The sequence below is a fragment of the Lentzea guizhouensis genome, assembly GCF_001701025.1.
In the GTDB taxonomy this organism is placed as follows: domain Bacteria; phylum Actinomycetota; class Actinomycetes; order Mycobacteriales; family Pseudonocardiaceae; genus Lentzea; species Lentzea guizhouensis.
This window is the reverse complement of sequence record NZ_CP016793.1, coordinates 7,653,737-7,679,024: the sequence shown is the minus strand read 5'-3', so window position 1 is coordinate 7,679,024 and position 25,288 is coordinate 7,653,737. Positions and strand designations below refer to the sequence as shown.

General features: G+C 70.1%; 32 protein-coding genes. 17 read left to right on the top strand and 15 right to left on the bottom strand.

Annotation, left to right across the window (positions count from 1 at the left end):
• Positions 1-97 precede the first annotated feature (97 nt).
• From BBK82_RS36900 to BBK82_RS36890, 3 genes are read left to right on the top strand one after another with little or no spacing between them, the layout of a single operon-like run.
• On the top strand, positions 98-973 hold the full coding sequence (locus BBK82_RS36900; protein WP_154697724.1) for a pentapeptide repeat-containing protein: 876 nt from the start codon (positions 98-100) through the stop codon (positions 971-973).
• Positions 974-1,020: 47 nt separating this feature from the next.
• Positions 1,021-1,260 (top strand): class I SAM-dependent methyltransferase, encoded by a 240-nt coding sequence (locus tag BBK82_RS53195; RefSeq protein WP_065919085.1) that lies wholly within the window; start codon positions 1,021-1,023, stop codon positions 1,258-1,260.
• Complete coding sequence (locus tag BBK82_RS36890; RefSeq protein WP_065919084.1) at positions 1,241-1,588, top strand: class I SAM-dependent methyltransferase; 348 nt, start codon at positions 1,241-1,243, stop codon at positions 1,586-1,588. The genes BBK82_RS53195 and BBK82_RS36890 overlap by 20 nt, the downstream gene beginning before the upstream one ends.
• Here the strand turns inward: BBK82_RS36890 and BBK82_RS36885 are convergent.
• Positions 1,551-2,051, bottom strand: a complete 501-nt coding sequence (locus tag BBK82_RS36885) for a CGNR zinc finger domain-containing protein (RefSeq protein ID WP_065919083.1) — start codon at positions 2,049-2,051, stop codon at positions 1,551-1,553. The two genes, BBK82_RS36890 and BBK82_RS36885, sit on opposite strands and share 38 nt — an antisense overlap.
• Positions 2,052-2,077: 26 nt before the next feature.
• Between BBK82_RS36885 and BBK82_RS36880 the strand changes: the two genes are divergently transcribed.
• Complete coding sequence (locus tag BBK82_RS36880; RefSeq protein ID WP_154697723.1) at positions 2,078-2,281, top strand: hypothetical protein; 204 nt, start codon at positions 2,078-2,080, stop codon at positions 2,279-2,281.
• A complete protein-coding gene (locus tag BBK82_RS36875; protein ID WP_237047766.1) occupies positions 2,268-2,885 on the top strand; it encodes a TetR/AcrR family transcriptional regulator in 618 nt (205 codons plus the stop codon). Before BBK82_RS36880 ends, BBK82_RS36875 begins: the two co-directional genes overlap by 14 nt.
• 34 nt (positions 2,886-2,919) lie before the next feature.
• Here BBK82_RS36875 and BBK82_RS36870 read toward each other — a convergent pair whose 3' ends face one another.
• Positions 2,920-3,441 carry an AAA family ATPase gene (locus BBK82_RS36870; RefSeq protein ID WP_065919081.1) on the bottom strand — a complete coding sequence of 174 codons (522 nt, stop codon included), beginning with the start codon at positions 3,439-3,441 and terminating at the stop codon, positions 2,920-2,922.
• On the bottom strand, positions 3,429-4,295 hold the full coding sequence (locus BBK82_RS36865; RefSeq protein ID WP_065919080.1) for a sucrase ferredoxin: 867 nt from the start codon (positions 4,293-4,295) through the stop codon (positions 3,429-3,431). Before BBK82_RS36865 ends, BBK82_RS36870 begins: the two co-directional genes overlap by 13 nt.
• A gap of 113 nt (positions 4,296-4,408) precedes the next feature.
• On the opposite strand from BBK82_RS36865, the gene BBK82_RS36860 reads away from it, so the two are divergent.
• Positions 4,409-4,780 (top strand): DoxX family protein, encoded by a 372-nt coding sequence (locus tag BBK82_RS36860; RefSeq protein WP_065919079.1) that lies wholly within the window; start codon positions 4,409-4,411, stop codon positions 4,778-4,780.
• A 34-nt stretch (positions 4,781-4,814) separates the two neighbouring features.
• Here BBK82_RS36860 and BBK82_RS36855 read toward each other — a convergent pair whose 3' ends face one another.
• Entirely contained in the window at positions 4,815-5,144 is a 330-nt protein-coding gene (locus BBK82_RS36855; RefSeq protein ID WP_083268400.1) for a hypothetical protein, read from the bottom strand.
• Positions 5,141-5,728: a PadR family transcriptional regulator gene (locus tag BBK82_RS36850; RefSeq protein ID WP_065919078.1), complete on the bottom strand. Its 588-nt coding sequence runs from the start codon at positions 5,726-5,728 to the stop codon at positions 5,141-5,143. Before BBK82_RS36850 ends, BBK82_RS36855 begins: the two co-directional genes overlap by 4 nt.
• Positions 5,729-5,777: 49 nt before the next feature.
• Here BBK82_RS36850 and BBK82_RS36845 point away from each other — a divergent pair, with 49 nt between their 5' ends.
• Positions 5,778-6,476, top strand: a complete 699-nt coding sequence (locus BBK82_RS36845; protein WP_065919077.1) for an SDR family NAD(P)-dependent oxidoreductase — start codon at positions 5,778-5,780, stop codon at positions 6,474-6,476.
• Positions 6,477-6,503: 27 nt separating this feature from the next.
• Positions 6,504-7,154 carry a class I SAM-dependent methyltransferase gene (locus BBK82_RS36840; protein WP_065919076.1) on the top strand — a complete coding sequence of 217 codons (651 nt, stop codon included), beginning with the start codon at positions 6,504-6,506 and terminating at the stop codon, positions 7,152-7,154.
• Here BBK82_RS36840 and BBK82_RS36835 read toward each other — a convergent pair.
• From BBK82_RS36835 to BBK82_RS36825, 4 genes are read right to left on the bottom strand one after another with little or no spacing between them, the layout of a single operon-like run.
• On the bottom strand, positions 7,147-7,506 hold the full coding sequence (locus tag BBK82_RS36835) for a VOC family protein (RefSeq protein WP_065919075.1): 360 nt from the start codon (positions 7,504-7,506) through the stop codon (positions 7,147-7,149). The two genes, BBK82_RS36840 and BBK82_RS36835, sit on opposite strands and share 8 nt — an antisense overlap.
• A 24-nt stretch (positions 7,507-7,530) precedes the next feature.
• A complete protein-coding gene (locus BBK82_RS49315) occupies positions 7,531-7,695 on the bottom strand; it encodes a hypothetical protein (protein WP_237047765.1) in 165 nt (54 codons plus the stop codon).
• A gap of 38 nt (positions 7,696-7,733) precedes the next feature.
• Positions 7,734-8,483: a ZIP family metal transporter gene (locus BBK82_RS36830; RefSeq protein ID WP_065919074.1), complete on the bottom strand. Its 750-nt coding sequence runs from the start codon at positions 8,481-8,483 to the stop codon at positions 7,734-7,736.
• A 36-nt stretch (positions 8,484-8,519) separates the two neighbouring features.
• Positions 8,520-9,605, bottom strand: coding sequence for an epoxide hydrolase family protein (locus tag BBK82_RS36825; RefSeq protein ID WP_065919073.1), 1,086 nt, complete (start codon positions 9,603-9,605; stop codon positions 8,520-8,522).
• Positions 9,606-9,657: 52 nt separating this feature from the next.
• Between BBK82_RS36825 and BBK82_RS36820 the strand changes: the two genes are divergently transcribed.
• Positions 9,658-10,602 (top strand): helix-turn-helix transcriptional regulator, encoded by a 945-nt coding sequence (locus BBK82_RS36820; protein WP_065919072.1) that lies wholly within the window; start codon positions 9,658-9,660, stop codon positions 10,600-10,602.
• Positions 10,603-10,604: 2 nt separating this feature from the next.
• Entirely contained in the window at positions 10,605-10,871 is a 267-nt protein-coding gene (locus BBK82_RS52460; protein ID WP_179953723.1) for a hypothetical protein, read from the top strand.
• On the opposite strand, the gene BBK82_RS52455 is transcribed toward BBK82_RS52460, so the two are convergent.
• Positions 10,783-13,725, bottom strand: coding sequence for an NACHT domain-containing protein (locus BBK82_RS52455; RefSeq protein WP_065919071.1), 2,943 nt, complete (start codon positions 13,723-13,725; stop codon positions 10,783-10,785). The two genes, BBK82_RS52460 and BBK82_RS52455, sit on opposite strands and share 89 nt — an antisense overlap.
• Positions 13,726-13,755: 30 nt before the next feature.
• Positions 13,756-14,307, bottom strand: a complete 552-nt coding sequence (locus BBK82_RS36810; protein WP_065919070.1) for a cadmium resistance transporter — start codon at positions 14,305-14,307, stop codon at positions 13,756-13,758.
• 90 nt (positions 14,308-14,397) lie between these two features.
• On the opposite strand from BBK82_RS36810, the gene BBK82_RS36805 reads away from it, so the two are divergent.
• The gene (locus BBK82_RS36805; protein ID WP_065919069.1) at positions 14,398-15,267 is read left to right on the top strand and encodes an SDR family NAD(P)-dependent oxidoreductase; all 870 of its coding nucleotides are present in this window, start codon (positions 14,398-14,400) and stop codon (positions 15,265-15,267) included.
• 9 nt (positions 15,268-15,276) lie between these two features.
• A complete protein-coding gene (locus BBK82_RS36800) occupies positions 15,277-15,837 on the top strand; it encodes a TetR/AcrR family transcriptional regulator (protein ID WP_065919068.1) in 561 nt (186 codons plus the stop codon).
• Between the two features lie 19 nt (positions 15,838-15,856).
• Here BBK82_RS36800 and BBK82_RS36795 read toward each other — a convergent pair whose 3' ends face one another.
• From BBK82_RS36795 to BBK82_RS53185, 3 genes are read right to left on the bottom strand one after another with little or no spacing between them, the layout of a single operon-like run.
• Positions 15,857-16,639, bottom strand: a complete 783-nt coding sequence (locus BBK82_RS36795; RefSeq protein WP_065919067.1) for an LLM class flavin-dependent oxidoreductase — start codon at positions 16,637-16,639, stop codon at positions 15,857-15,859.
• Between the two features lie 58 nt (positions 16,640-16,697).
• Positions 16,698-17,117, bottom strand: coding sequence for a hypothetical protein (locus tag BBK82_RS53190; RefSeq protein WP_218920459.1), 420 nt, complete (start codon positions 17,115-17,117; stop codon positions 16,698-16,700).
• A gap of 8 nt (positions 17,118-17,125) precedes the next feature.
• Complete coding sequence (locus BBK82_RS53185) at positions 17,126-17,368, bottom strand: hypothetical protein (RefSeq protein ID WP_218920458.1); 243 nt, start codon at positions 17,366-17,368, stop codon at positions 17,126-17,128.
• 387 nt (positions 17,369-17,755) lie between these two features.
• On the opposite strand from BBK82_RS53185, the gene BBK82_RS36785 reads away from it, so the two are divergent.
• The 5 genes from BBK82_RS36785 (at position 17,756) to BBK82_RS55010 (ending at position 23,099) form a co-directional block, all read left to right on the top strand.
• Complete coding sequence (locus BBK82_RS36785) at positions 17,756-18,754, top strand: tyrosine-type recombinase/integrase (RefSeq protein WP_065919066.1); 999 nt, start codon at positions 17,756-17,758, stop codon at positions 18,752-18,754.
• Between the two features lie 121 nt (positions 18,755-18,875).
• Positions 18,876-19,703, top strand: coding sequence for a non-homologous end joining protein Ku (ku, locus tag BBK82_RS36780; protein ID WP_065919065.1), 828 nt, complete (start codon positions 18,876-18,878; stop codon positions 19,701-19,703).
• Positions 19,704-21,146, top strand: a complete 1,443-nt coding sequence (ligD, locus tag BBK82_RS36775) for a non-homologous end-joining DNA ligase (protein WP_065919064.1) — start codon at positions 19,704-19,706, stop codon at positions 21,144-21,146.
• A complete protein-coding gene (ligD, locus tag BBK82_RS36770; RefSeq protein WP_083268395.1) occupies positions 21,136-22,020 on the top strand; it encodes a non-homologous end-joining DNA ligase in 885 nt (294 codons plus the stop codon). The genes ligD (BBK82_RS36775) and ligD (BBK82_RS36770) overlap by 11 nt, the downstream gene beginning before the upstream one ends.
• A gap of 41 nt (positions 22,021-22,061) precedes the next feature.
• Positions 22,062-23,099 (top strand): GrpB family protein, encoded by a 1,038-nt coding sequence (locus tag BBK82_RS55010; RefSeq protein ID WP_237047764.1) that lies wholly within the window; start codon positions 22,062-22,064, stop codon positions 23,097-23,099.
• A gap of 1 nt (position 23,100) precedes the next feature.
• Here the strand turns inward: BBK82_RS55010 and BBK82_RS36760 are convergent, their stop codons facing one another.
• Complete coding sequence (locus tag BBK82_RS36760) at positions 23,101-25,218, bottom strand: vWA domain-containing protein (RefSeq protein ID WP_065919062.1); 2,118 nt, start codon at positions 25,216-25,218, stop codon at positions 23,101-23,103.
• Between the last annotated feature and the right edge of the window lie 70 nt (positions 25,219-25,288).

The following is a 25,288-nucleotide window of genomic DNA, read 5'->3' as shown; positions in this document are numbered from 1 at the left end:
GTGCCCACCCGGTGTCGTCACGGGTGGGCACCGCGTTGCACCGTGCGTTGAACTCCACCACTGTCCTATGCAATCACCCCGGTCACATCATCGAGCCATGTCCTCTCTCTCACGCTGGGTCTCAGCGACTTCGGGTGTTCTGGCCGTGGCGGCGGTGGCATGGGGCGGGCGGCGACTGTCGTCGCGCCACGACGCCGAGGTCCTCCCGACGCGCAGAGCACCGCTGGAGGACATCCGCGAACGGCTGCTGGCCACCGACGCCGGCGTCCGGCTCGGCGCGCTGCGGGACTGGGCCGAGCACGGCACGCGATCGGTGGCGCACCGGCAGCCGGCGCTGGACGTGCTGTGCGAGGCGCTGCGCGAACTGCCGTGGCCGGGCACCGAGACCGACCAGCGGTGGCGGATGGTCCTGCAGGCCACGGTCACCGCCCACCTGCGGCCCGGCCCCGGGTTCTGGCTGGGCAGCGACCTCGACCTGCGGCACACCACGCTCGTCGACTTCGACCTGTCGCAGTGCCGCGTCCGCGACGTCCGCCTGGACGGCACCCGGCTGCTGGGCGAGACCCGGTTCGACCGGACGACGTTCCTGGGCCAGGTGTCCGCCGACGACGCCTGCTTCGGCCGGCACGCGGTGTTCACGCAGTCGGTGTTCGCCCGCGGCCTGAGCCTGCGCGGCACCGCGGTGTGCGGCAACGGCGAGTTCTCCCACGTCCACGTCGCCGGCCCGGTGGCGCTGCGCGGGGCCCGGTTCTCCGGCCGTGCCGACTTCACCTGCGCGCGGTTCGGCTCCGACCTGGACAGCGCCGGGGTGCGGTTCGGTGGGCGCGCGGTGTTCCGGCGTGCCTGGTTCGCCGGGGCGGCGTCGTTCGCCGGGGCGTGGTTCCGGGGCCGGGAGGACTTCGTGGACGCCGCGTTCGGCGGCGAGTCGTCGTTCGAGAACACCCGCTTCGGGCACCGCATCCACGCCGACTGACCGCAAATGGCTCGCCGTCGCGCCTGGTGACGTGCCAGCCTGCGCACATGGGCTGGGACGAGGCGTTCGCCGACGGCTACGAGCGGTGGACGGCGCACATGACCGCCGACATCGCCTTCTACGCCGACCTCGCGCGGCAGGCCGACGGCCCGGTGGTCGAACTGGCCGTGGGCACCGGCCGGGTCGCGATCCCGGTGGCCCGTGCCACCGGGCGGCCGGTGATCGGCATCGACTCCTCGTCGGCGATGCTCACCCGCCGGCACGGGGGTGGAGCTCGACCTGCGTGAGGGCGACATGCGCGAGCTGAGCCTCGACGAACCGGCTGCGCTGGTTCACTGCCCGTTCCGCTCGCTGCTGCACCTGACCACCTGGGCCGACCGGCGCCGCACGTTCGACCGGGTCGCCGCAGCGCTGCGACCGGGCGGGCGGTTCGCCTTGAACGCCTTCGCCTTCGACCACCGCGTCGCCGCCCGCATCTTCGGCGTGCACCAGGACGCCCACGCCATGAGCTCGCTGTGGTGGGCGAGCAAGAACGAGTGGCTCGGCCTGATCGACGTCGCGGGCCTGGAGCTGCCCCTCACGCCGAGCGGCGCGTGCGGTGGTTGGCGACGTTGACCCGGTTCGCGCACTTGGTGGAGCAGAACCGGCGGCGGCCGTTGCGGCTGGTGTCGACGTAGACGGTGTCGCAGCCGTCGCGGTCGCACCAGCCGATGCGCCCGGCGTCCTCGCAGAACAACGCCGCCATCCCCGCCGCCGTGTACGCCTTGAGCCGCACGTCGGTCGGGGCGTCCTCGCGCGCGTAGTGCAGGTGCGGTGCGCGGCCGTCGTGGGTGGAGATGTAGTGCGTGGTCGACGACTGCGCGAGCAGCTCGTTGAGCAGGTCCACGGTGGGGTCGCGGAAGACCTGCCGCAGCCTCTCGACCCAGTCTCGTACGTCACGTTCCTGGCGGGCGTCGAGCGAGCCCAGCGGCTTGTAGTCCGCCGCTTTCAGCACGTCGAACAGGTCTGCGGCCGGGTCGGCGTTGACCAGGGCCGCGGCGAGCTCGGCCGCCGCCCCGCCGTAAGGGTTGAAATGCACTAGACCATGACAGCACGCTGGTGGGCATGATCGCCACCTGCCCCGCCTGCCACTGGCCGTGCACCCGCGCGGTGTCCTGCCACGGTCCCGTCGCCTACCTCCGCTGCGTGTGCGGCCTGTTCCTGGTCGTGGAAGGCGGCCTGGTCACCGCGACTGCGGGAACCAGCGCGTTCGCCCGAACGCAGCAGGAGACCGGTGATCAAGTACCCTCGGTGCGTGAGCCGTCGTGATCTCCTGTGCGACACCGCGATCCAGATCCTCGCGGTGGAGGGCGGCCGGGGCCTGACCCACCGCGCGATCGACCGCGAGGCCGGCGTCCCCATCGGCACCACCAAGAACTACTTCCCGACCCGCGAGGCGATCCTCGAAGCCTCCGCCGCCCGGATGACGGCCCTGCACCGCGCCGCGGTCGACCGCCTGCGTGAGACGACCCCGACCGACGTCAGCCCGGCCGACGTCGCCGAGCTCTACCCGGCCCTGCTGCGCCGCGCGGTGGCCGACGACCCGACCCAGATGCTCGCCATGGTCGAGCTGTACCTGGAAGCGGTCCGCCGTCCCGGCGTCCGTGCGGCCCTGTCCGGCATGGTGCTGGCGAACGCGGAGGCCGCCGCCGCACTGCAGCAGGCGGCGGGCCTGCCCTCGACGGTGCGCGACACGGGCCTGCTCGACGCGTACTTCCTGGGCGTGGCGATCTCGCTGCTGGCGCTGCCGCTGGACACGCTGCAGACCGTGGGGCTGGACGACCCGTACGCGCTGGGCATCGGGGTGTTCTCGGCAACGGTGCCCGACCCGGCCACCCCCACGCCGGGACACCGGGACGCGCAATCACGCTGACCGCACCCGGTGCGGCGCGGCGGGAGGCGCGAGGCTAGTCGTTCAGGGCCGCGAGCAGCGTCGTGTAGGTCTGCTCGACGTCGTGCTCCCCGGTCTGGATCACCGTCGTGCCCGGCGTGAGGTAGCGCTGCAGGTCGTCAAACACCTGGTGGATCAACGCCTGCCCGCCCAGCGCGGTCACCACCGCGTCGATGGGTTCGTCGCGCTGCTCGAACCGCGCGATCGCCGTGGTACGGGGCGCGAGCAGCACGACCTCCACGTACCGCGCCCCGGCGGCGGTCACCGCGTCGGCGAACACCTCGCGCTGCCCGCGGTCGGCGATCAGCTGCGGCATCACGACGTCGTGGCCGGTGCGCAGGTGGTGCGCGGCCATGGTGATCGCGAGCGGGCGGACCAGGTCGACGGTGGCGAAGAAGTTGTCGCGCCAGCCGCCGACCAGGCGCACGACCTGGTCGGCGTCGAGGTTGAGGGTGAGCGGGTGGTCGGCGGCGTAGCGGGCGGCGAGGGTGGACTTGCCCACGCCGGTGGGGCCGTTGAGGTGGATCAGCCTGGGCACGCACTCACCAGTTCGTCGATGGCGGTCGCGACCAGGGCGGTCGCGAAGTCGGGTGACCTGCCGCAGCTCGACGGGCGCTGCGGCACCGGTCGCTGCGTCAGGCTCACCCGCCATTCTCGGCCATCGGCGTGGCGGACGGTGGCGGAACTGTCGCTTTCGGCGACCACGTCGAGCACGTCACCGGTCTCGCCCAGCTGCTCGCGCACGGCGACCTCGGCGACCTGGCCGCGCGGGGTGAAGCAGGACCGGCCGCGGCAGCGGTCGGCGGTGATGCCCTTGGTGGCGACGCGTTCGGCCAGGTCGTGGTCCAGCCGCCCGTAGAGGTGGCCGGTCGGCAGCAGCACACCGGTGGGGGCGAAGCGGTGACCCCCGGTGTGGGTGCACTCCCACAGGTTCAGCGCCGTGGCGATCGGCCGGCCGTACAGGGCGCAGCACACGTCGCGTTTGCTGTTCGTGCACACCAACAACAACGGGTCGTCCACGGGCGTGCCGAACGCGGTGGAGTGCCCGGCGCCCAACGCGGCGAAGTCCAGCTCCAGCAGCTCCTCGGGCGCGGCGATGTCGGCCCGCTCCAGCCACGAGGCACCGGGTGTGGTGGCGGCGAGGTAGACGCGGCGGCGCGCGGGCACACGGGTGTCGGCGTGGCGGCCGGGCCGGCGGATCAGCAGGATGCGCACACCTGTGCCGTCGGCGCGGCGTTGCAGCTCCACGCCCAGCGCACGGTCGAGGTGGCTTTCCAGCAACGCGTCGCGGCCCCACGGCCCCGGCTGTTCCAGGCACAGCCACGCGGTGGCGGTCGCGGCCGTGCCGGCCAGCGGCTCGCCCGCGAGGTCGGCGAGTATCGAGCACCTCATCTGCGCACTCTATACGGCCGATCGGGTGATGGCTAAGGACACCCTTACCTTCATCGTGGGCGGGTACCCACCACCCGACCGGTTGAACACACCACTCCACTAGGTTGTGCGGCGTGGACCTCGTGCTGTGGATCGTGTCGGGTGTGCTGGCGGCGGTGTACCTGATGGCGGGCATCACGAAGCTCGCGAAGTCGCGGGAGCAGCTGCTCGCCGAACCCCGCATGGCCTGGGCGGGCGACTTCGCGCCGAACCAGATCAAGGCCATCGGCGCCGCGGAGGTGCTCGGCGCGCTGGGCTTGGTGCTGCCGTGGCTCACCGGCATCGCACCCGTCCTGACCCCGGTGGCCGCGGCGGGGCTCGCGGTGCTGCAGATCGGTGCCGCCTACGTGCACGGCCGCCGGCACGAGACCGCGACCATCCCGGTCAACGTGGTGCTCGCCGCGCTGGCCGCCTTCGTCGCCGTGACCCGCTTCGGTCAGCTCTGACCCAGCTCCCGAGTCGGCTCCGAGTCGGTTCGGCTCAGAGCTGGGTCTCGAGCTGCGCGATCCGGTCCCGCAGCGACGCCTCCAGCCGGGCGCGGTAGCCGATGAACATCTTGTTCGCCAGGTACGGCGCCCAGTTGCCCTGCCTGGCGATGTTGTAGACGCGGTGGCGCAGCAGCGTCCCTTGCGGATGGGCGGTGACGGTGTCCTCGCCGCGGTACCACCAGTCACCCCAATAGGCGATCACGCCCTGCTCGCGGTCGACCAGCCGGTGGCCGCCGGACTCGCCGGCGTCGCGGAACAGCGCGTCCTTGACCGTCTCCAGCGGCGCGTGCACCACGCCGGAGACCTCGAACAGCAGTCTCATCGGTGCTTGTCCTCCCACATCTCGTACCCGTCGACGCCGCGGTCGCGGATGGCGCCGGCGAACCCGGTGAGCCACGACCGTTCGGTGCGCAGCAGGGTGAGCCGGTAGTCGAGCTCGATCCAGGCGAGCTTCGGCAACCCGGCCCGCCGCAGGTCCTCGACCAGCCGCTCGAGCGAGGCACCGGCCTCGGCGAGGCGCGCCTCGCGGTGCTCCACGGCGGCGAGTGCCTCGTCCGGTGGCAGCAGGCCGACCAGGGAGATGCCGGCCTCGAACCGCGGGTACTCCTTGGCGGGCTCGGCGATCAGCGTGCGCAGCCAGTCGTGCAGCTCGGCGGTGCCGGCGTCGGTGATGGCGTAGATCGTGCGCTCGGGGCGGTTGCCGTCCTTCTGCGTGCCGGTCACGGTGATCAGCCCGTGGCGGTGCAGCGTGTCGACGACGGTGTAGAGCGAGCCGTAGTTGAGCTTGATGACCTCCTCCTGGTGGCGCTCCCTCATGGTCTGCGCCATCTCATAGGGGTGCATCGGCCGCTCCGCCAGCAGTGCGAGCAGCGCCAGCGCGAGGGGGTTGGTCCGCTTGAACGTCATATCCGCTCCCGTATATCCGGCGCCGAGTATACGGGTTAGGGTGGCCGGTATGACAACGGTGATCACCGGGGGAAGCCGGGGTATCGGTGCCGCGACCGCGCGCAGGCTCGTGCGCGACGGGCACCGGGTCGTGATCAGCTACCGCCAGGCGGCCGACGAGGCCCGCGCGCTCGAACGGGAGCTCGGTGTCCTCGCGGTCCAGGCGGACACCGCGGACGAGGACGACGTGGCGCGGCTGTTCGACGCGGGCGGCGACGACATCACCGGGGTGGTGAACAACGCGGGCATCACCTCACCGGCCGGGCCGCTGGCCGAGCTGCGCACCGAGGACCTGCGCCGGGTGGTGGACGTCAACGTCGTCGGCGCGTTCTTCGTGGCCCGGGAGGCGGCCAGGCGGATGTCGTCGGGGTCGATCGTGAACGTCTCCTCCGGTGCGGCGACGCTGGGCAGTCCCGGGGAGTACGTGCACTACGCCGCCACGAAGGCCGCCGTGGACGCGATGACCATCGGGCTGGCCAAGGAGCTGGCGCCACGCGGGATCCGGGTGAACTGCGTGCAGCCCGGGACGATCCGCACCGAGATCCACCGGTTGTCGAACATGCCCGACCGCCCCGACCGCGTCGCCGGGCGGGTGCCGCTGGGACGGGCGGGGGAGGCGGAGGAGATCGCGAACGCCATCGCGTGGCTGCTGTCGGCGGAGGCGTCCTACACCACCGGGGCGATTCTGCGGGTGACCGGCGGGACCTGAGCCGCGGCGCCCATACACTGTGCGGTCATGTCCGCTCCGACCCTCGCGGAGTTCGTGCTCGCCAACACGACCTTGACGCCGGTGCCGCTCGTGCCCGAGATCGTGCTGCACAGCGCGTGCGAGGCCATGGAGCTGTGGGAGCGCACGCACCACGACCAGCCGCCGTTCTGGGCGTTCCCGTGGGCGGGTGGCCAGGCGTTGGCGCGGCACGTCCTGGACCACCCCGGCCTGGTCGCCGGGCGCACGGTGTTCGACCTCGCCTCGGGTTCGGGGCTGGTGGCGATCGCGGCGGCGCTGGCGGGCGCGCGCGAGGTCGTCGCGAACGACATCGACCCGCTCTCGCTCGCCGCGGTGCAGCTCAACGCCGCCGCCAACGACGTGCAGGTCAGCACCCTGGCCGAGGACCGGCTCGCCGGGGACGCGGCGGGCGCCGAGGTGGTGCTGGCCGGTGACGTCTTCTACGACGCGCAGATCACCGCGCTGGTGCTGCCGTTCCTGCGCCGGGCGGCGGCCCGCGGCGCCGTGGTGCTGCTGGGCGACCCGGACCGGGCGCACCTGCCGGGCACGGAGTTCGCGATGCGGGCGCGCTACGAGGTGCCGGTGCCGTTGACGCTGGAGAGCACCGACACCCGCGGCGCGACCGTGTGGGCGGTCCCGCCCGGTACCCAGGTCAGGTGACCAGGCAGAACGGGTGCCCGGCGGGGTCGGCGTAGACGCGGAACCCGGTCTTGGACCGCGAGCCCTTGAGTTTCGTGGCACCCAGTTCCAGCACGAGCGGCTCGGACTCGTTGAGGTTCGCGACGATCACGTCGAGGTGGATCTGCTGCGGGTGCTCCTGGCCCGGCCACTGCGGCGGCTCGTAGTCGTCGACGCGCTGGAACGACACCCGCATCCCGCTCGGCGTCTGCAGCGTGGTCCACCACCCGTCGGAGTCGGTGACCTTCCCGCCGATCAGCTCGCGGTAGAACTCCGCGAGCTCGTCCGGGTCGGGGCAGTCCAGCACCACGTCGTAGAGCTCACCGATGGACACGACACTCCCTCTTGACTTGCCTTGCTACCTGGTCGAGACGGCCGTGAGCGCGGCTCGCAGGTACTCGCCGCCCACCACCTCCGGGTAGCGGCCGTCGAGCGACACGATCCGCGCGTCGCGGTCAGTGTCGTAGAAGAAGATCAGCGACACCAGGTCCTCATCGGGTGCCGTGATGTCCGGCGGCAGCACCCGGTGTGAGGTGGAGCGCCACCGGCCACCCGGACGGGTCAGCCCAGCCGTTCCACCACGAACGCCGTGAGGAACCCGGCCGTGGTGCACAGCCCGGTGTAGAGGCGGGCCCGCTCGTAGGCCTCCGGGATCATCGTGTCGGCGATCATCGCCAGGATCGCCCCGGCCGCCGTCGCCGAGATCACCGCGACGACCTGGGGTGAGGCGCCGTCGAGCAGCACGTTGCCCAGTGCCGCCGACACCGCGCTCGCGACGGCGATCGCACCCCACACCCCGAACACGTACCCCGGCCCGCGTCCGGCCTGCTTCATGCCGGCCACGCTGGACAGTCCTTCCGGGACGTTGGAGATGACCACCGCGACCACCATCGCCACACCGACCCCGCCGCCACCGAGCAGCGACACGCCCAGCACCACCGACTCCGGCACCCCGTCGAGCAGCGCGCCCACCGCGATCGCCGTGCCGCTACCGGCCTGCTGCGCCTCGGAGGGCTGGTCGGCGGCCCGTTTGCGGTGCCGGGCGCCGTACCGGGCGAGCACCACGTTCGCCGCGACGTAGACGACCGCCCCACCGCAGAACCCGGCCGCGGTGGCGAGCAGGCCACCGGTCTGCTCGGCCTCGTCCACCAGCTCGAACGCCGCGGCCGCCATGAGCACGCCCGCGCCGAACGCCATCACCACCGCCACGACGTCGCGCGGCACGCGCACGAACCAGGCGACCAGCGCGCCCACCACGAGCGCGCCGCCACCCGCCAGTCCCCACAGTCCCGCCTCGACCCACTGCGCCATCGCGCAGGGGTGCCCTGACCGCCTGTCCGCTACGCCCTACAGCTTCGCGAAGAACACCTTCAGGTCGTTCGCGAGCAGGTCCGGCGCCTCGTGCCCGGAGTAGTGCCCGCCGCGTTCGAACTCCGACCAGTGCACCAGGTTGTGGTGGTCGCGCTCGGCGAAGCGGCGGATGGTCTGGAAGTCGTCGGGGAAGATCGCCACCCCCATCGGGAACGTCGTCGGCTCGCTGGAGGCGTCCTCGCGGTGCGCGTCCTCGAAGTACAGCCGCGCCGAGGAGCCCGCGGTGTTGGTGAACCAGTAGACCGACACGTTGGCCAGCAGGAAGTCCCTGCTCACCGCCGGTTCACCCATGAGCTGCAGGATCCACGCCAGCTGCCCGACGGGGGAGTCCGCGAGCCCGAACGCCACGTTCTGCGGCCGCGCCTGCTGCAGCTTCGCGTACCCCGACATCGTCTCCCAGAAGTTCTGCAGCACCCCCAGCCGCCGGAAGTCGTCCTCGGTCAGGCCCTCCATCTCGGCCGGGTCACCCGACGGGAACGAGAAGATCTGCGTCACGTGCACACCCACCACGTGCTCGGGATCCACCCGCCCGACCTCGGGCCCGATGATCGACCCCGCGTCGTTGCCGTGCACCCCGTACCGCTCGTACCCCAGCCGGCTCATCAGCTCCGCGTACGCCCGCGCGATCCGCCCGGAGTGCCAGCCCCGCTCGGTCGTCGGACCGGAGAACCCGACACCGGGCGTGGAGGGGACGACCAGGTGGAAGTCCTCGCGCAGGTGCTCGATGACGTCCACGAACTCCAGCACCGTGCCCGGCCAGCCGTGGACCATCAGCAACGGCACCGCGTCCGGGTTCTCGCTGCGCACGTGCAGGAAGTGGACGTTCGCGCCGTCGACCTCGGTGACGAACTGCGGGAACGAGTTGAGCCGCTCCTGCACCGCGCCCCAGTCGAACTCCTCCGCCCAGTACCGCGCCAGCTCCTGGACCTTCGCCACGTCGTCGCCGTACAGATCACCCGCACCCGGAACCTGGTCGGTCCACCGGGTGCGCGCGAGCCGCAGCTTCAGCTCGTCGACGTCCGCCGCGTCGACCGCCACCCGAAAATCCCTGATCTCCGTCATAACCCGCACGTTATCGGCCATTGAGGCCACCTCCTGTCCTAAAGTTTCGGTCATGTTGGAGACCTCGGCGCGCCTGCTGCGCCTGCTCGCACTGCTGCAGTCCCGCCGCGACTGGCAGGGCTCCGAGCTCGCCGACGAGCTGCGGATCAGCCCCCGCACCGTCCGCCGCGACGTCGACCGGCTGCGCGAGCTCGGCTACCCCGTCAACGCCACCACCGGAAGCTTCGGCGGCTACCGCCTCGGCGCCGGCGCCGAACTACCCCCGCTGCTGCTCGACGACAACGAGGCCGTCGCCGTCGCCGTGGCCCTGCGCACCACCCCGGTCACCGGCCTGGAGGAGGTCTCCCTGCGCGCCCTGCTCAAACTCGAACAGGTCCTGCCGTCCCGCCTGCGCCACCGCGTCTCCGCACTCGACGGCGTCGAGTCCGTTCCCAGGGACACCCCGGCCCCCGCCGTGGACCCCGAACTGCTCACCACCCTCGCCGCCGCCTGCCGCGACAGCGACACCATCCGCTTCGACTACACAGCCCACGACGGCACCCCCACCCGCCGCCGCGCCGAACCACACCGCCTCGTCAACTGGGGCCGCCGCTGGTACCTCGTCGCCTGGGACGCCGACAAGCAGGACTGGCGCAGCTTCCGCGTCGACCGCATCACCCGCCCCACACCACCCCACGGCCCCCGCTTCACCCCACGCGAGTTCGACGCCACCACCTTCGTCGCCTCCCGGGTGACCTCAGCCGCCTGGCGCTACCTCGCCCGCGTCACCGTCCACGCCCCGGCACACGACGTCATCGCCCGCATCAGCCCGGCCATCGGCACCGTCGAAGCCGTCGACGAGACCTCCTGCGTGCTCGTGACCGGCTCCGACTCCGTCGAGACCCTCGCGGTGTGGATCAGCATGCTCGGCTTCGACTTCGAAGTCACCTCACCACCCGACCTGGTTGCACACGTTCGCACCCTTGCGGCCCGCTACGCCCGCGCCGTACAAGACTGACCATGGCCATCACCGGGCGGGACATCGAGCACCTGCTCTACACCGAGACCCTCGACCCGATCCTGGTCGTGCACAACGGGGTGCCCGAGATCGTGGCGGCGGCGGAGTTGGGGGCGTGCCTGGGGGCGGTGGTGGTGTGCTCGCGGACGGAGGTGTTGCGCAGGGTGGGGGAGAGGGACCTCAGCGAGGAGGATCTGTCGGGGCTGGCGGCGGCTTTGTCGGAGGCCGTTGCAGACCCAAGTCGTGCGCGGCCGCTGTGGCCCGCTTGAGCAGGTCCGGCCAAACCTGCTCAGGTGCCTCCAACGCTTCACGCACCAGCACGACCAGGCTGCCCCTGATCCGCCAGTCCTCGGACAGCACCGGCGAGTCCTGCTCGTGCAGCCGCAGCATGGCGTCCAGCGCTTCGGGACACTGGTTGAACGGGATGCCGCTGAACTCCGCGAGAATCGCACGATCGTCACCGCCCCGGCCGAGCCGCGCGCTCACCTCCCTGACGAGCAGGTCCTCGGGAGGAGAAGCGTCCGCGAGCAGGGTGAGCGCGGGCAACCAGTCGTGGACCGTGGCGGCCGACAGTTCGACCAATGCTGCCGCCACCCGAAACCCGTAGGCGGAGATCAGCGGCGCCAGCGCCTCCCGGATCATGAGGCCAACCTCGTCCAGGGTGAGGTAAGGCTCAGTCGTCCCAATGCCCACCACCCCTGTCGACCGCTTCGGACCGCTCAGGCTCACGGAGAAGTGGCGGTCCGGGTCCCGGTCGACCCACAGCATCCTGACGACGCTCGCCCACTCCGCCCTGGGCAGCCGTGACTTCCAGAACAACGCGGCCCGCTGCCAGTCGTCCACGTGGAAGCCGATGTCCGAGGCGTAGATCCGTCGTCGCAGCAGCAACGCCAGTACGACCAAGTTCACCGCATATCTGGCATCGCGCACGGAATCCACCGTGGGCACGGGTTCGTAGGTGCCACGGGAGAGCCGTCGGTCGTCGCGCGTCGCGAGCAGCCGCACCACCAAGCCGAACAAACCATCACGATCGGAACCGACCGACAGGTTGCGCAGGAAGCCGAGCACCGGCTGGCTCGTCGTCAACGTCATGTACGACAACACCGAGTACAGCTCCGTGTCATCCACAGTGGACTTCCGCCGCGACCGGGCCGAATCCTCCCGGTGCAGCTCCAGCAACGTCCGCCACGCGAACCGCGCCACCAGGTACTCGCCGAAGGTGGCGTGCAGGAACTCGTAGGTCGCCAGCCGGGTGTCGTCCCCGCGCACCGCCTCCGACTTCTGCACGAAGAAGAACCGCCCCAGCGCCAGCTCACCCGCCGACAACGGCGTCCGCGTCCCCACCGACCGGTCCGCCGACTCCACCTCCAGCAGCACCGCCAGGTCAGCCGAGACCTGCTGTTCGGTCACCCACTGGGCGCCACGGTTGAACATCGCCAGTGCCACCACCGACAGCCGGTCCAGCTCGAACTCGACATCGGCCCGCACGTCGGCGGCCGAGCGGGAGGCCCCGGACTTGGTGATCTCGCGTTCGGCGAAACGGGACAGCAGGCGTTCGTAGAGCTGGGCCTGGCTCAGCGAGGCGCGGTCCCGTTGCAGGGAGCCGTCGACCGCCTCGAACAGCGCCAGCATCAGCAACAACAGCGGCTGGGCGGCGAGATCCGGGTACGACAACGCCACCTCGGCGGGCAACGGAGGGTTGGACGCGTTCCACACGTCGAGCCACTGGCGGACCTGGTCGTCCGAGAACGGCAGCAACCGCACCACCGACGACCACGGCGGCAGCTCCATCCCCGCGCAGACGCTCAACCGGCTCGTCACCACGAAGATCGCCGGACGCCCCTTGGCCCGCAGCCTCTCCTGGAACTCGGCGATCGTCGTCAGGTACCGGGTCTGGCCGACACCGGTGGCCTGCATCAGCTCGTCCAGGCCGTCGAGGATCACCACCGGCACCGCGCCACCCGTTCGACGGGAGAAGCCGGCCCAGCTGACCTGGTCGTCCAGCAGGTGGTGCAGGCCGTGTTCGACCTGGCGCACGAGGTCGGCGTCGACCGGGGTGTCGCGCAGCTCGATGCGGACGACGGCGAAGTCGGAGGCGGGTAACCGGGCGGCGAGCATCTCGGTCAGCACCGACTTGCCGGAGCCGGGGTCGCCCAGGACCAGCAGGGGAGCGTTGCACGCGCGCGGCGAGGTCAGGTGACCGGCGAGGAAGCCGTCGAGGTCCGCACGCTCCGGGACGTCCGCCCAGGAGTCGGCGATCGAGGGGACCAGCGGGCGGTCGCTGCTGCCCAGCACCTGGAAGCGCGGGTCGACGTACGCCTCACCCAGGGTCGGCACGCGCAGGCCGTTAGGGATGTCGCCGGACCTGAGCAGCGGGCGGTCCAGGGCGGCCCGGTAGACGGCGCACAGCTCGGTCTGGCGGGTGTCGGCGGTGATGTCGGTGGTCGTCTCGCGCAGAACCTCCTCCAGGCGCGCGAGGGCGGCTCGGGTGCCGCGGTGGTCCTCGAGGGAGCACCAGAACGCGATCTCCGGGAAGTCGACGGCGAGCTGGCGGAACAGCTCCTCGTAGCGGGCGAGGGCACGGCCCGGCAGCGGGGCGAGCTGGGTCAGCACCCGGCCGGCCTCGGTCTCGGTCAGCTGGTCCCAGTGGCTGAGCGCCAGCAGCACCGATGACGTGTCCGCGGTGAGGTGTTCGTACAACTCGGCGATCCGGCGCAGATTGTCCTCGTAGGGGCGACCGGCTTTGGGCAGCGGCAGCGACTGTTCGAACGGCGCGAAGCCGTGGACGTGCTCGGTGTCGGCGGGCGAGAGGCGGAACGGGAGTTCCAGCGCCTGCAGGGACTCGAAGAACGCCGTCATCACCACGACCGCGTGCGCGGCGGCAAGGCGCTGGGTGCGGTCGTAGCGGCTCAGACCGCGCCTCTTGTCGGACAGCTTGGTGACCAGCTCGGAGAACAGGCGGGTGAAGTCCGGCTTGGCGTCGAACAGGTCCAGCACCTGCCACAGACCGAGCGACCCCGCGAGCAGCGCCCCGCCCAGGGCCTTGTCCATGGCGGCCACGACCGGGTGGTCCTTGCCGCCGAGGATCTGCACGGCCTCGGTGTAGCTGTAGGTCCTTCGCACCCGAAGGTTCTTACCCGATGAGCCGCGTGCTCAGCCGGAGAACAACACCAACAGCCCAATGCCGATCAGCACCACCGGCAGGGCGAGGTGGCCCCACTTGGCCAGCGCGCGGGCGACGACCTGACGGGAGGCGAGGAACCAGCCGGCCAGGCACCACACGCCGACGAGGACCAGGAAGACCGTGACGTAGAGCCAGAGGGCGTCGGTCACGGTGAAGACGGGGACGTAGACGCCGATGTTGTCGCCGCCGTTGGCCAGGGTCACGCCCGCGACCGCCAGGACGCCGGGGGCCGCGTCGGGGTCGTCCTCGTCGTCGCCACCGCGCCACAACGCCCACGCCGCCTTCAAGCCCAGCGCCAGGGGGATCAGACCGAGCCAGGGGCGGGCGTGCTCGGGAAGCAGGGAAGCGCCGAGTGAGCCCATCACCGCCACCACGAGGATGCCCGCGAAGCCCAGGTACTGGCCGGCCACGACCTGCCAGGCGGAGCGGGCGCGGGCGAAGAACAGGGCCAGGACAACCAGGTCGTCGACGTTGGTGACGGCGAACATGCCCGCGGCCTGGGCGATCACGGCGAGGTCCACGAGCGGGGATTCTTGCGCACGAGCGAAGTGGATAGTTCATCCGGATGTGCTAGCGTTCAAAACGGATCGACTATCCGCATTGGAGACGTGATGACACGCACGGCCGTGGTAACCGCCGGAACCGCCGGCATCGGACTGGAGACCGCGAAAGGACTCGCACGAGAAGGCTTCGCCGTCACCGTCGTCGGACGCGACCCGCGGCGAGGGGAGGAGGCAGTCGCGCGGATCGGGGGAGAGGCACGGTTTCTCCGCGCCGACCTCGCCTCACTGAGCGAGGTGCGCGCGCTCGCGAAGACGCTCACCGACGAAGGGCCGCTCGACGTGCTCGTCAACAACGTCGGCGCGATGTTCCCGCGCCGCCAGCAGATCGACGGCGTCGAGGCGTCGTTCGTCGTCAACCACCTCTCGCCCTACCTGCTCACCGAGCTGCTGCTCCCCGTGATCACCGGACGCGTCGTCAACGTGACCTCCGGAGCCGTCGTCGCGGCCAAGAAGACCTTCAACCACGTCGAACCGCCCGGCGGCTACTACGGCTTCCACTGGTACGGGCGCGCCAAGCTCGCAAACCTCGCTTACACCCTCGACCTCAGTACGCGCACCGACGCCATCACCGTGCTCGCCGCCGACCCAGGGGGAGCAGCCACCGACATGACCAACGGCACCATGAGCGACCCGAACATCGTCTCGCCACCACTGCGCCTGCTCTGGCCACTGGTCAAGCGCAAGTTCGCCCGCTCCACCGCCGGCCCCGCCGCCCACGCCGCACGGCCCTCGATCATCGCCGCCACCGACCCGGCACTGCACGGCCGAACGGGTGTCCTCATCGGGCCGAACGGGAAACCCACCACCCCCCACCGCGCCGCACAACAACCCAGCGTGATCGACGCCGTCCGCCGACTCAGTGAACGGCACGCGCCACTCGGGCCCAGCCACCCAGATCCGGATGGGCTATCCAAATAGACTGGTCGCATGCCGCCACAGCGCAAGGACGCCGCCCGCAACTGGGACCGCATCACCGCCGTGGCCCGCGAACTCGTCGACGAAGGCACCCCCCTCCAGCTCAACGACGTCGCACGCCGAGCCGGACTCGGCGTCGGCACCGTCTACCGCCACTTCGCCACCACCGAAGCACTCCTCGAAACCATCGCCACCCCCCGCCTCGAACACCTCACCGCACACGGCCGGCAAGCACTCACCGCCGACGACCCCTGGCACGCCCTGCGCGACTTCCTCGAACGCACCGTCGAAGCCCAGGTCACCGACCCCTCCATGGTCAAAGTCGTCGCCGCCACCACCGACGCACTCCCACACACCACCGAGCTCAAACAACAACTCTGGTCAATCGGCAACGCCCTCTTCGCCCGCGCCCGCGACGCAGGCCACGTCCGCCCCACCGTCCACGACAGCGACATCGTCCCCCTCATGTGCGGCATCGCCTACGCCGTCCTCGTCCACGGCGACAAACCCGACGACCGCATCACCTCCGCCCACCGCTACCTCGACACCCTCCTCGAAGGCCTCCACGCCTGACCCCCACCACACCCGACCCTCACCGCGGGGGACCAGCCGCCACGAACGCCCGCAACTCACCCAACGACGACACACCACCATCGGTGAACACCCACGTCACCCCCGCCTCCTCATACGCACCCACATCCGACAACCCCGGACCCCACACCGCCAGATCGCCGCCAACCGGCCCACCCGACGCCACGAACTCCGCCCTGATCCGCGCCGCATCAGCAGGGGAGACCACCGCCAAACCCGACTCGTCGAACACCGCCGGCACCAGACCATCCGCCAGAGCAGCCGCACGGAACGGCGCCTGCCGCGGCCACATACCACCCACCCAGATCGGCACGTCCACCGGCGCGAACCGCACACCCTCCGCACGGAACACCGAACCCCGGTAATCAACCACCTCACCGGACAACAACGCCCGCAGCAGCTCCACACCCTCCGACATCGCCTCCGCCCGGGACAACGACTCACCGAACGGCACGAAGTCCTGCGGCACACCCGCACCGATGCCGAGCGTCAACCGACCACCCGACAACCGCTGCAACGACGACGCCTCCAACGCCACCTTCCACGGCCGCCGCCGCCCCAACGACGTCACCATCGGCCCCAACCGGATCGACGACGTCCGCGCCGCCACCGCACCCAACGTCACCCACACATCCGCCACCACCGGCTCCTCCGGCACCACCACGTGGTCCCACAGGAAGAACCCGTCCCAGCCCGCCTCCTCCGCCGCGACCGCCAGCGACACCAACACCGACGGATCACCCAGCTCCGGACCAAAACACGGCACATAGATCGCGAATCGCATGAACCCAAGTGTGCCAAGCACCCCTGACAAGATCATTTCAACAGGGGAGAGGCCCAGGTCAGACCACCTCCGGACGCCACGCCCGAGCACACACCTCGACCCACGCCGCCACATCCGGCACCTCGTCGAACCCGTACAACGACAACGGCGGCGACCCCCGCAACGGCGTCACACCGTCGAACGAATGATCCGGCGCGAACAACACCAGATCACCCGTATCGCGATGAGCCGCGGTCATGATCCCGTTGGCCTCTATCGCCACGGTGACGTAAGACCGCATCGCCTCCACCGGCACCACCAGACCCGCATCCCGCCACATCCACTCGTACTCCGCGACGACCGACGCCAGCCCGTGCCTCGCCGCCGACACCGTCAACACCTCGGTATGGCAGTACCACCACGTCTTCGGCTCCGCGAACCACTCGACCACGCCACCGCACACACTCCAGAACCGGCGCAGCACCTCCGGCACGCCCACCGGAGCATCTACCGGCGCGGCAACGACACCCAGCCGTACCGCTCACCAGAACGACCCCAGGACAGCAACTCCAGCGAACGACCCGCCGCGGACAACGGCGTCACGGACGCAGCGGCCAGCAGAGCGGACAGCTCGGGCAAACCGTCCACACCACCGCGCGCCCACGGGCCGGGCGAGCCGACCTCGACGGCCTCACCGGGTTGGACGAACCAGGGTGCGCACTCGAGGAACCGGTCCCAGTCGGACGACATGCGGCCGATGATGGCGGGAGGAGGGCTCCACCGGCGGCGAATCCACGTTACTTGACATAATGTAGATTATCGGCGAAACGGCGACCTGCGAAGATCGTCCGAGAGAGGCCGAATCCGGCCGGCGAACCGACTGGCGTCAGGTGCGTCTGCGGGTGTCGCCGACGGGCAGGTTGACCGACACCCCGGCAGACGCCTGAACCTCGAACCTCGGCGATGCCGGAGCGCGGTCGGCATCGACTGGTTGTGGAAGAGACGCACGAACCGGTGAATCGTGACGCGGGCTCCCCGCAGAACATCCGCCGCACAGTCGACCGCCCAAGTCCGGCGAAACGGACATTTCATGCATAATCGCCATTATCCAGCACGAGTGCGGGAATTGTCGGTGTCGTGCGGTACAAGATCCATATGCACGTGCTCGCCGCTCAGGACGCCTTCTTCCTCGCCCGCCGGTCGCGGAAGGACTCGCCGCACACCACCGCCGCCTACCAGCGGGATCTCCAGGGCATCACCGTGCTGCTCGCCGAGGCGCTCCACTCCCCTGCCGAGGACCTGACGATCGCCGACCTCACCGGCGGGAACCTGCGTCAGGCTTTCGGGTTGTTCGCGGACACCCATGCCAAGAGCTCGGTGTTGCGGGCGTGGTCGACGTGGAACCAGTTCCTGACGTTCTGCGTGGCCGAGGACCTGATCGCCGGGAACCCGATGGGTGCGGTCGCCCGGCCGAAGACCCCTCCCCTGATTCCCAAGCCGTTGCGCGGTGAGGACACGCCTGAAGAGCTGCTGACGGCTGCGGCGGAGGGTGCCAGGAAGGGTCGTGACCCGTGGCCGGAGCGGGACGTGCTGGTGATCGCGCTGGGTTTGGTGGCGGGGTTGCGGAGTGCGGAGATGCGGACGCTCACGCTGGCGTCGGTCGTGGGGCGTGAGGGTGACCGGAGGTTGCACGTGAAGGGCAAGGGCAACCGGGATCGGAGTGTGCCGATCGAGCCGCCGATGGAGCGGATCGTGGACGCGTACCTGGTGAGCTGCCGGAAGCGGTTTCCGCAGGGGCGGTTTGACCGGGACAGCGCGTTGTTGCGGGATCGGCATGGTGAGCCGATCGGGCGGGGTGGGTTGGAGTACCTGGTGAAGTCGTGTTTCCGGTGGGCGGGGTTGCACGACCGGGTGCCGACGGGGGCGAGTTTGCATGCGCTCAGGCACACGTTCGCGACGCGGTTGGCGGAGGACGGGGCGTCGGCGAGCGAGATCATGGTGTTGCTGGGGCATGCGAGTTTGGCGACGAGTCAGAACTACATCGAGGCGACGGCGCGGGAGCGGCGGGCGGCGGTGGCGAGCAATCGGACGTATCGGGCGTTGGGCCGGGTGTCGCAGGAGGACGGCGGGTCCTAGCCGGGTTCCAGTGGTGCGGGGCATTCTGCTGGTGGAGCCGGGGTCGCCCTGTTGCCGGATCGTTAGGCCGAGTGGGTGACCTGATAGTGCGAAAACCGCATTTCAGGGGTACTCAGTGAGAATGAGATCCGTGTGGCGTGGGGCCATCTCCTTCGGGTTGGTGACGATCGCCGTGCGCCTCTACACGGCTGTCGAGGAGCACGACTTCCGTTTCAACCAGGTGCACCGTGAGGATGGCGGGCGCATCAAGTACAAGCGTGTCTGTTCGGTGTGCGGCGATGAGGTGGAGTACGGCGACATCACCAAGGGCTATGAGTTGGACGACGGCCGGATGGTGATCATGGAGAACGAGGACTTCGAGAAGCTGCCGGTGAAGACGGACAAGTCGATCGAGGTGCTGGAGTTCGTGCCGGCGGAGGAGATCGATCCGATCTACTTCCAGAAGACGTACTACCTGGAGCCGGACAAGGCGGCGGCGCGGCCGTACGTGTTGTTGCGCGAGGCGTTGGTGAAGACGGGTCAGATGGCGGTCGTGAAGATCACGATGCGGCAGAAGGAGACCCTGGCGACGGTGCGGGCGCGTGAGGACGTGCTGGTGTTGCACACGATGTTGTGGCCGGACGAGATCCGCAAGGCGGAGTTCGACTTCCTGGACTCCGATGTGGAGGTGCGGCCGCAGGAGTTGAAGATGGCGACGTCGCTGGTGGAGTCGATGGCGGGTGATTTCGATCCAGGCACGTTCACCGATGACTACCGGGATGCGCTGGAGAAGGTGATCGCGGCGAAGGCGGAGGGTGCGGAGTTGCCTGAGCAGCCCGAGTCGGAGGACAAGGGTGATGTGATCGACCTGATGACGGCGTTGGAGCGCAGCGTCGAGAAGGCGAAGGCGGGTCGTAAGGGGGCGTCGGAGAAGAAGTCGGCTCCGAAGAAGAAGGCTTCGTCGGCGTAGATGGCCGGGCTCGACGAGTACCGGCGCAAGCGGGATCCGGGCAGGACGCCGGAGCCCGTGCCTGATGCCGCCGCGCTTCCGCGGGGCGACGATGACACGTTCGTGATTCAGGAGCACCACGCGTCGAGCCTGCATTGGGATGTGCGGTTGGAGCGGGGTGGTGTGCTGGTGTCGTGGGCGGTGCCGAAGGGGTTGCCGCCGACGACGGATGTGGTGCGGCTGGCGGTGCACACCGAGGATCACCCGTTGGAGTACGCGGAGTTCTCGGGTGAGATTCCGAAGGGTGAGTACGGCGGCGGGTCGATGTTCATCTGGGACCACGGCCGTTATGAGACGGTGAAGTGGTCTGACCGTGAGGTCGACGTGGTCTTGCGCGGGGGTCGGGTCGAGGGGCAGTTCGTGTTCTTCCGTTCGGGTGAGGACGGGAAGAACTGGATGGTGAAGCGCCGGCATGCGAATGCGCGGCCGGACTGGCAGGTGCTTCCCGAGCAGGTGAAGCCGATGCTGGCGGTGCCGGGTCCCCTGCCGGCCGATGATGACGACCAGTGGGCGTATGAGTTCAAGTGGGATGGTGTCCGGGCGATCCTGCGGGTCGAGGGTGGCCGGGTGCAGGCGTGGTCGCGGTTGGGCAACGACATCACGGTGGCGTATCCGGAGCTGCAGGCGGTGGGTGAGCAGCTGGGGTCGACGGAGGCGTTGCTCGACGGTGAGATCGTGGCGTTGCGGGACGGGCGGCCGAGTTTCAGCGCGTTGCAGAACCGGATGCACGTGAGCAAGTCGGATGCGGCGCGGCGGGCGGCTCGTCAGTACCCGATCACGTTGTTGCTGTTCGACCTGTTGCACCTTGATGGCACGTCCTTGTTGCAGCTTCCTTTCGTGAAGCGCCGGGAGTTGCTCCGGGGGTTGGAGCTGAAGGGCCCGACGTGGCTCACTCCCCCGTCGTATGACACCGATGGTGCCGCGGTGCTGGCGGCGAGTCGTGAGCAGGGGCTTGAGGGTGTGGTGGCGAAGCGGGTGGACTCGGTGTACCAGCCGGGGATGCGGTCGCCGGTGTGGCGCAAGATCACCGATTTGATGGCGCAGGAGGTGGTGATCGGGGGCTGGCGGATGGGTGAAGGCAAGCGTGCGGGGGTGATCGGCGCGTTGTTGCTGGGTATTCCGCGGGGTGACGGGCTGGCGTTCGCGGGGTCGGTGGGCACGGGGTTCAACGATGCGGAGCTGGCGGTGCTGACGCCGCGGTTGAAGGCGTTGGCGCGCAGGTCGTCGCCGTTCGTGACGGAGATGCCGCGGGAGCGGTCGAGGGGCGCGAAGTGGGTCGAGCCGGAGCTGGTGGCCGAGGTGGTGTTCCGGCAGTGGACGCCGGACGGGCGGATGCGGTTTCCGGCGTGGCGTGGTTTGCGGCCGGACAAGTCGCCTGAGGAGGTGCGCCGGGTTGAGCAGTGATGCGCCGAGGGAAGTGTCGGTGCGGGTCGAGGACCGGGTGCTGAAGCTGACGAACCTGGACAAGGTGCTGTACCCGGAGTTCGGGTTCACCAAGGGTGAGGTGATCGACTACTACACCCGGATCGCGCCGGTGCTGCTCCCCCACCTCAAGGATCGTCCGGTGACGTTGAAGCGGTATCCGAACGGGGTGGACGGCAAGTGGTTCTTCGAGAAGAACGCGCCGGAGCACCGTCCTGAGTGGGTGCGGACGATGCGGTTGGAGTCGCCGGGGAGCTCCAAGGGCAACGAGTTCGTGAACTACGTGATGGTGGACGAGCTGGCGACGTTGGTGTGGCTGGCGAACCTGGCGGCGTTGGAGTTGCACGTTCCGCAGTGGACGGTGGGTCCGCGCGGGGGCAAGCGGGATCCGGATCTGCTGGTGTTCGACCTGGATCCGGGTGCGCCGGCGACGATCGTGGAGTGTTCGGTGGTGGCGCAGGAGATCCGGACCGTGCTGGATGACGACGGTGTGGACTCGTGGGCGAAGACGTCGGGGAACAAGGGGATGCAGGTGTACGCGTACGCGCCGGCGAAGGACACGTCGGAGTACGCGAAGGTGGTGGCGCAGCGGTTGGCGAAGGAGCACCCGAAGCTGGTCGTGGCGACGATGGCGAAGGCGGCGCGGACCGGGAAGGTGTTCATCGACTGGTCGCAGAACAACCCGGCGAAGACGACGGTGGCGCCGTACTCGTTGCGGGCGCGGGAGCGGCCGACGGTGTCGACGCCGGTGACGTGGGACGAGGTGGAGGACTGCGAGGTGCCGGAGGACCTGGTGTTCACGGCGGACGAGGTGCTGGAGCGGGTCGGTTCGGTGGGTGAGCTGTTCGGTAGTTGATGTTCTGGTCGGCTGCCCATCGGACGACTTGGGGGAAGGCCGTGAGAATCGAGCTGGCCGAGTACGACCCTGCCTGGCCGGGTCTGTACCAGCGGGAGCAGGCGAGGATCGAGGGGGCTCTGCCGGGTGCGGAGCTGGAGCACGTGGGGTCGACGTCGGTGCCGGGGTTGTGTGCGAAGCCGGTGGTCGACCTGATGCTGGTCGTGGAGGACCCGGACGACGAGGCGTCCTACGTGCCGGCGTTGGAGGCGGTCTGGTACCGGGTGGTGGTGCGGGAGGACGACTGGCACCACCACCGGATCGTGAAAGGGCCGGACACGAACATCAACCTGCACGTGTTCCCGCGTGGGTGTGCGCAGGTGCGGCGGCACCGGATGTTCCGGGACTGGCTCAGGGCCGGTGACGAGGATCGTGAGCTGTACGCGCGGACCAAGCGGGAGCTGGCCGGGCGGGAGTGGGACCGGGTGCAGGAGTACGCGGCGGCGAAGAACGAGGTGGTGCTGGAGATCCTCGAGCGCGCCTATGTGGAGTGGCGGTTGCCGTCGGACGACGTGGAGTTCGTGGCGGAGACGCCGGCGCGGGTGGGGCGGATCGTGCTGGAGGACTCCAACCCGGAATGGCCGTGTTGGTACGAGCGGGAGGCGGCGCGGATCCGGGGTGCGTTGGGGCCGGCGGTGCTGCGAGTGGAGCACGTGGGGTCGACGTCGGTGCCGGGGTTGGCGGCGAAGCCGTTGATCGACGTCTTGCTGGTCGTGGCGGATTCGAATGACGAGGACGCGTATGTGCCGGCGTTGGTCCGGGCGGGTTATCACCTGTGGGCGCGGGAGCACGGGTGGCACGAGCACCGGTTGCTGCGTGACCACGATCCGGACGTGAACCTGCACGTCTTCTCCCCCGCGTGTGAGGAGATCGACCGGATGCTGGTGTTCCGCGACCGGCTGCGCACCCACCCCGCGGACCGGGCCGAGTACGAACGGACCAAACGCGCCTTGGCGGGCCAGGCCTGGGACCGGGTCCAGGACTACGCCGACGCCAAGACGCGCGTGGTCGAACGGATCATCCTGCGGGCGCTGGCCTAGGTCAGCCCAGGCGGCACGCGCTCACGATGATCTGCTGGCCGAGCAGGGTCTGCACGCGCACGGCGTTCTGGACCAGCTGGCCGTTCGGTCCGGTGGTGGTCTCGTTGAGGTGGACGGTGGCGACGCCGGGGATGCCGATGGTGGCGGGTGCGGAGCCGATCGGCCGGCCGTTGAGGCTGCCGACCGTGGAGGTGCCGGTGACGGCGCGGGAGTCGCTGACGCAGGAGGCTTCGACGGCGTTGAGCTGGATGGCGCCGCCGAGCAGGGTGGCGCCTTCAACGCGCGCGTTGGCGTGGGTGCGGCCGGTGACGGGGTCGAGGGTGCAGTCGGCGTGCAGGGCGTTGACCGCGGCGAGGCCCAGGACGTTGATCGCCGCGACGGTCTTGTCCTCGTTGGGCGGGCAGGTGGCGTGCGGGGTCTTGGCGACGGTGATCAGGCCACTCGCTGAGAGTGCCCACGCCTCGCCGCGCAGGTAGACGACGACGGGGAGCACCGCGGTGGCGGAGCCGCCGTCGTCGTCGGTCACCGTCACGAGGACGTTGTGCACGCCGAGCGTGGTGAAGGCGTGTGAGCCGGTGCAGGTCTTGGCGTTCTGGTTGACGGTGCCGTTGTGCACCGGGCCGCCGTCGGTGTAGTCGAACGTGCAGGTGTGCTTGTCGTTGGCGGCGATGTCGGTGAACGGCGCGGTGAAGTTCACGGTGGTGCCGCGGGTGAGGAGGGTCTTGTCGGCGGTGAGGGTGACGTTCGGGGCGACGTTGGTCAGGGTGAGCGTGGTGGTGGCGGTGGCGGAGGGGTTGATGCCGTCGTCGGCGGTCAGCCGCAGTGTCCAGACGCCGTCATCGGTGCACGTGACGGTGGTGGCCTGGGCGGCGGGGTTGGCGAAGGTGCAGGTGGCGCCCGCGTCGACGCCGGACTGCGGGGTGGCGGTCCAGGAGGTGCTCAGCGAGGGGCCGTCGGGGTCGGTGACCTGGCCGGCCAGTGCGACGGCGGTGCCTTCCTGGCCCGCGTAGGGGCCGCCGGGCACGACGACGGGTGGGGCGTTGACGCGGACGGTGGTGCACTCGGTGACGCTGCCCGCTCCCCCGCCGTCGGTGCCGCGGGCGGTGACGCACAGCTCGTGGGTTCCGGCGGTGAGTGCGGGGGTGTCGACGGTGTAGCCGACGGTCGCGGGGCCGTCCTGGGGCAGGCTGGGGGTCATCTGGGTGATCGGGAGGTCGCCGCCGCCGTCGACCGTGAGGGTGAGCTGGGTGAGCTTGGAGGAGATGACGCCGGGGACGACGTCGGGCAGCCGGGAGACGTCGGGGACCTCGGTGCAGGTGCCGCCGGTGGTCTCGGCGATCTTGCGCAGTGAGCTCTGGGAGCCGGCGAGGTCGCAGGCGACGCCGTTGGACACGGCGAAGGTGAAGATCTTGATGCCGGCGTCCACGGCCTGCTGCAGCAGTGCGTCGACGTTGCCGCCGCCGGCACCGTCGGAGATGAAGATCATCAGTTTGCGCTGCTGGGGTGCGGCGGTGGCGGAGTCGAGGCCGGCGGTCAGGCCGGCGGCGTAGTTGGTGCCGGTGCTGACGCTGCGTGGGGTGAACAGTTCGGCGCCGCCGAAGCGGGCGCTGCCCAGGGCTTCGGCGATGTCGGCGGTGCCGTTGGTGTTGACGTCGGCGCCGGGGGCGGCGATCTTCTGGTCGCCGGCGGCGGGGCTGATGTCGAGCGCGGCGCCGCCGGAGCCGAACACGGCGGCGCCGACGCTGCCGACGACGGTGTTCGGGACGGCGGCCTTGGCGTTGAGCGCCTTCGCGGCGGCGACCTCGCAGTCGAGGACCGTGTCGGGCTGGCCGTCGCCGTTCTGGTCGCCGCCGCAGCCGGCGGCGACGCCGGCGCCGGTGGAGCCGGACACGTCGAGCACGTAGGTCAGTGCGGTGTCGACGACGGCGACGCCGGTGCCGATGGTGGCCTGGCCGGTGACCGTGACGGGGCCGGGGACCACGACGGCGTTCGGTGCCGGGCTGGTGATCGTGACGCCGATGCTGGTGCCGCCGGGCAGGTTGGCGGTGGCCGCGTGTGCGGGCAGGGCGAGTGCCACGGTGGCGACCAGGGCGGTGCCGACCGTGAGGGTGGGTCTCATGCGTGGTGTCTCCGCTTCGTGGTGTTGTCCCCGACCGAACGGAAGGAGACCGCACGTGAGCGGCCGGATA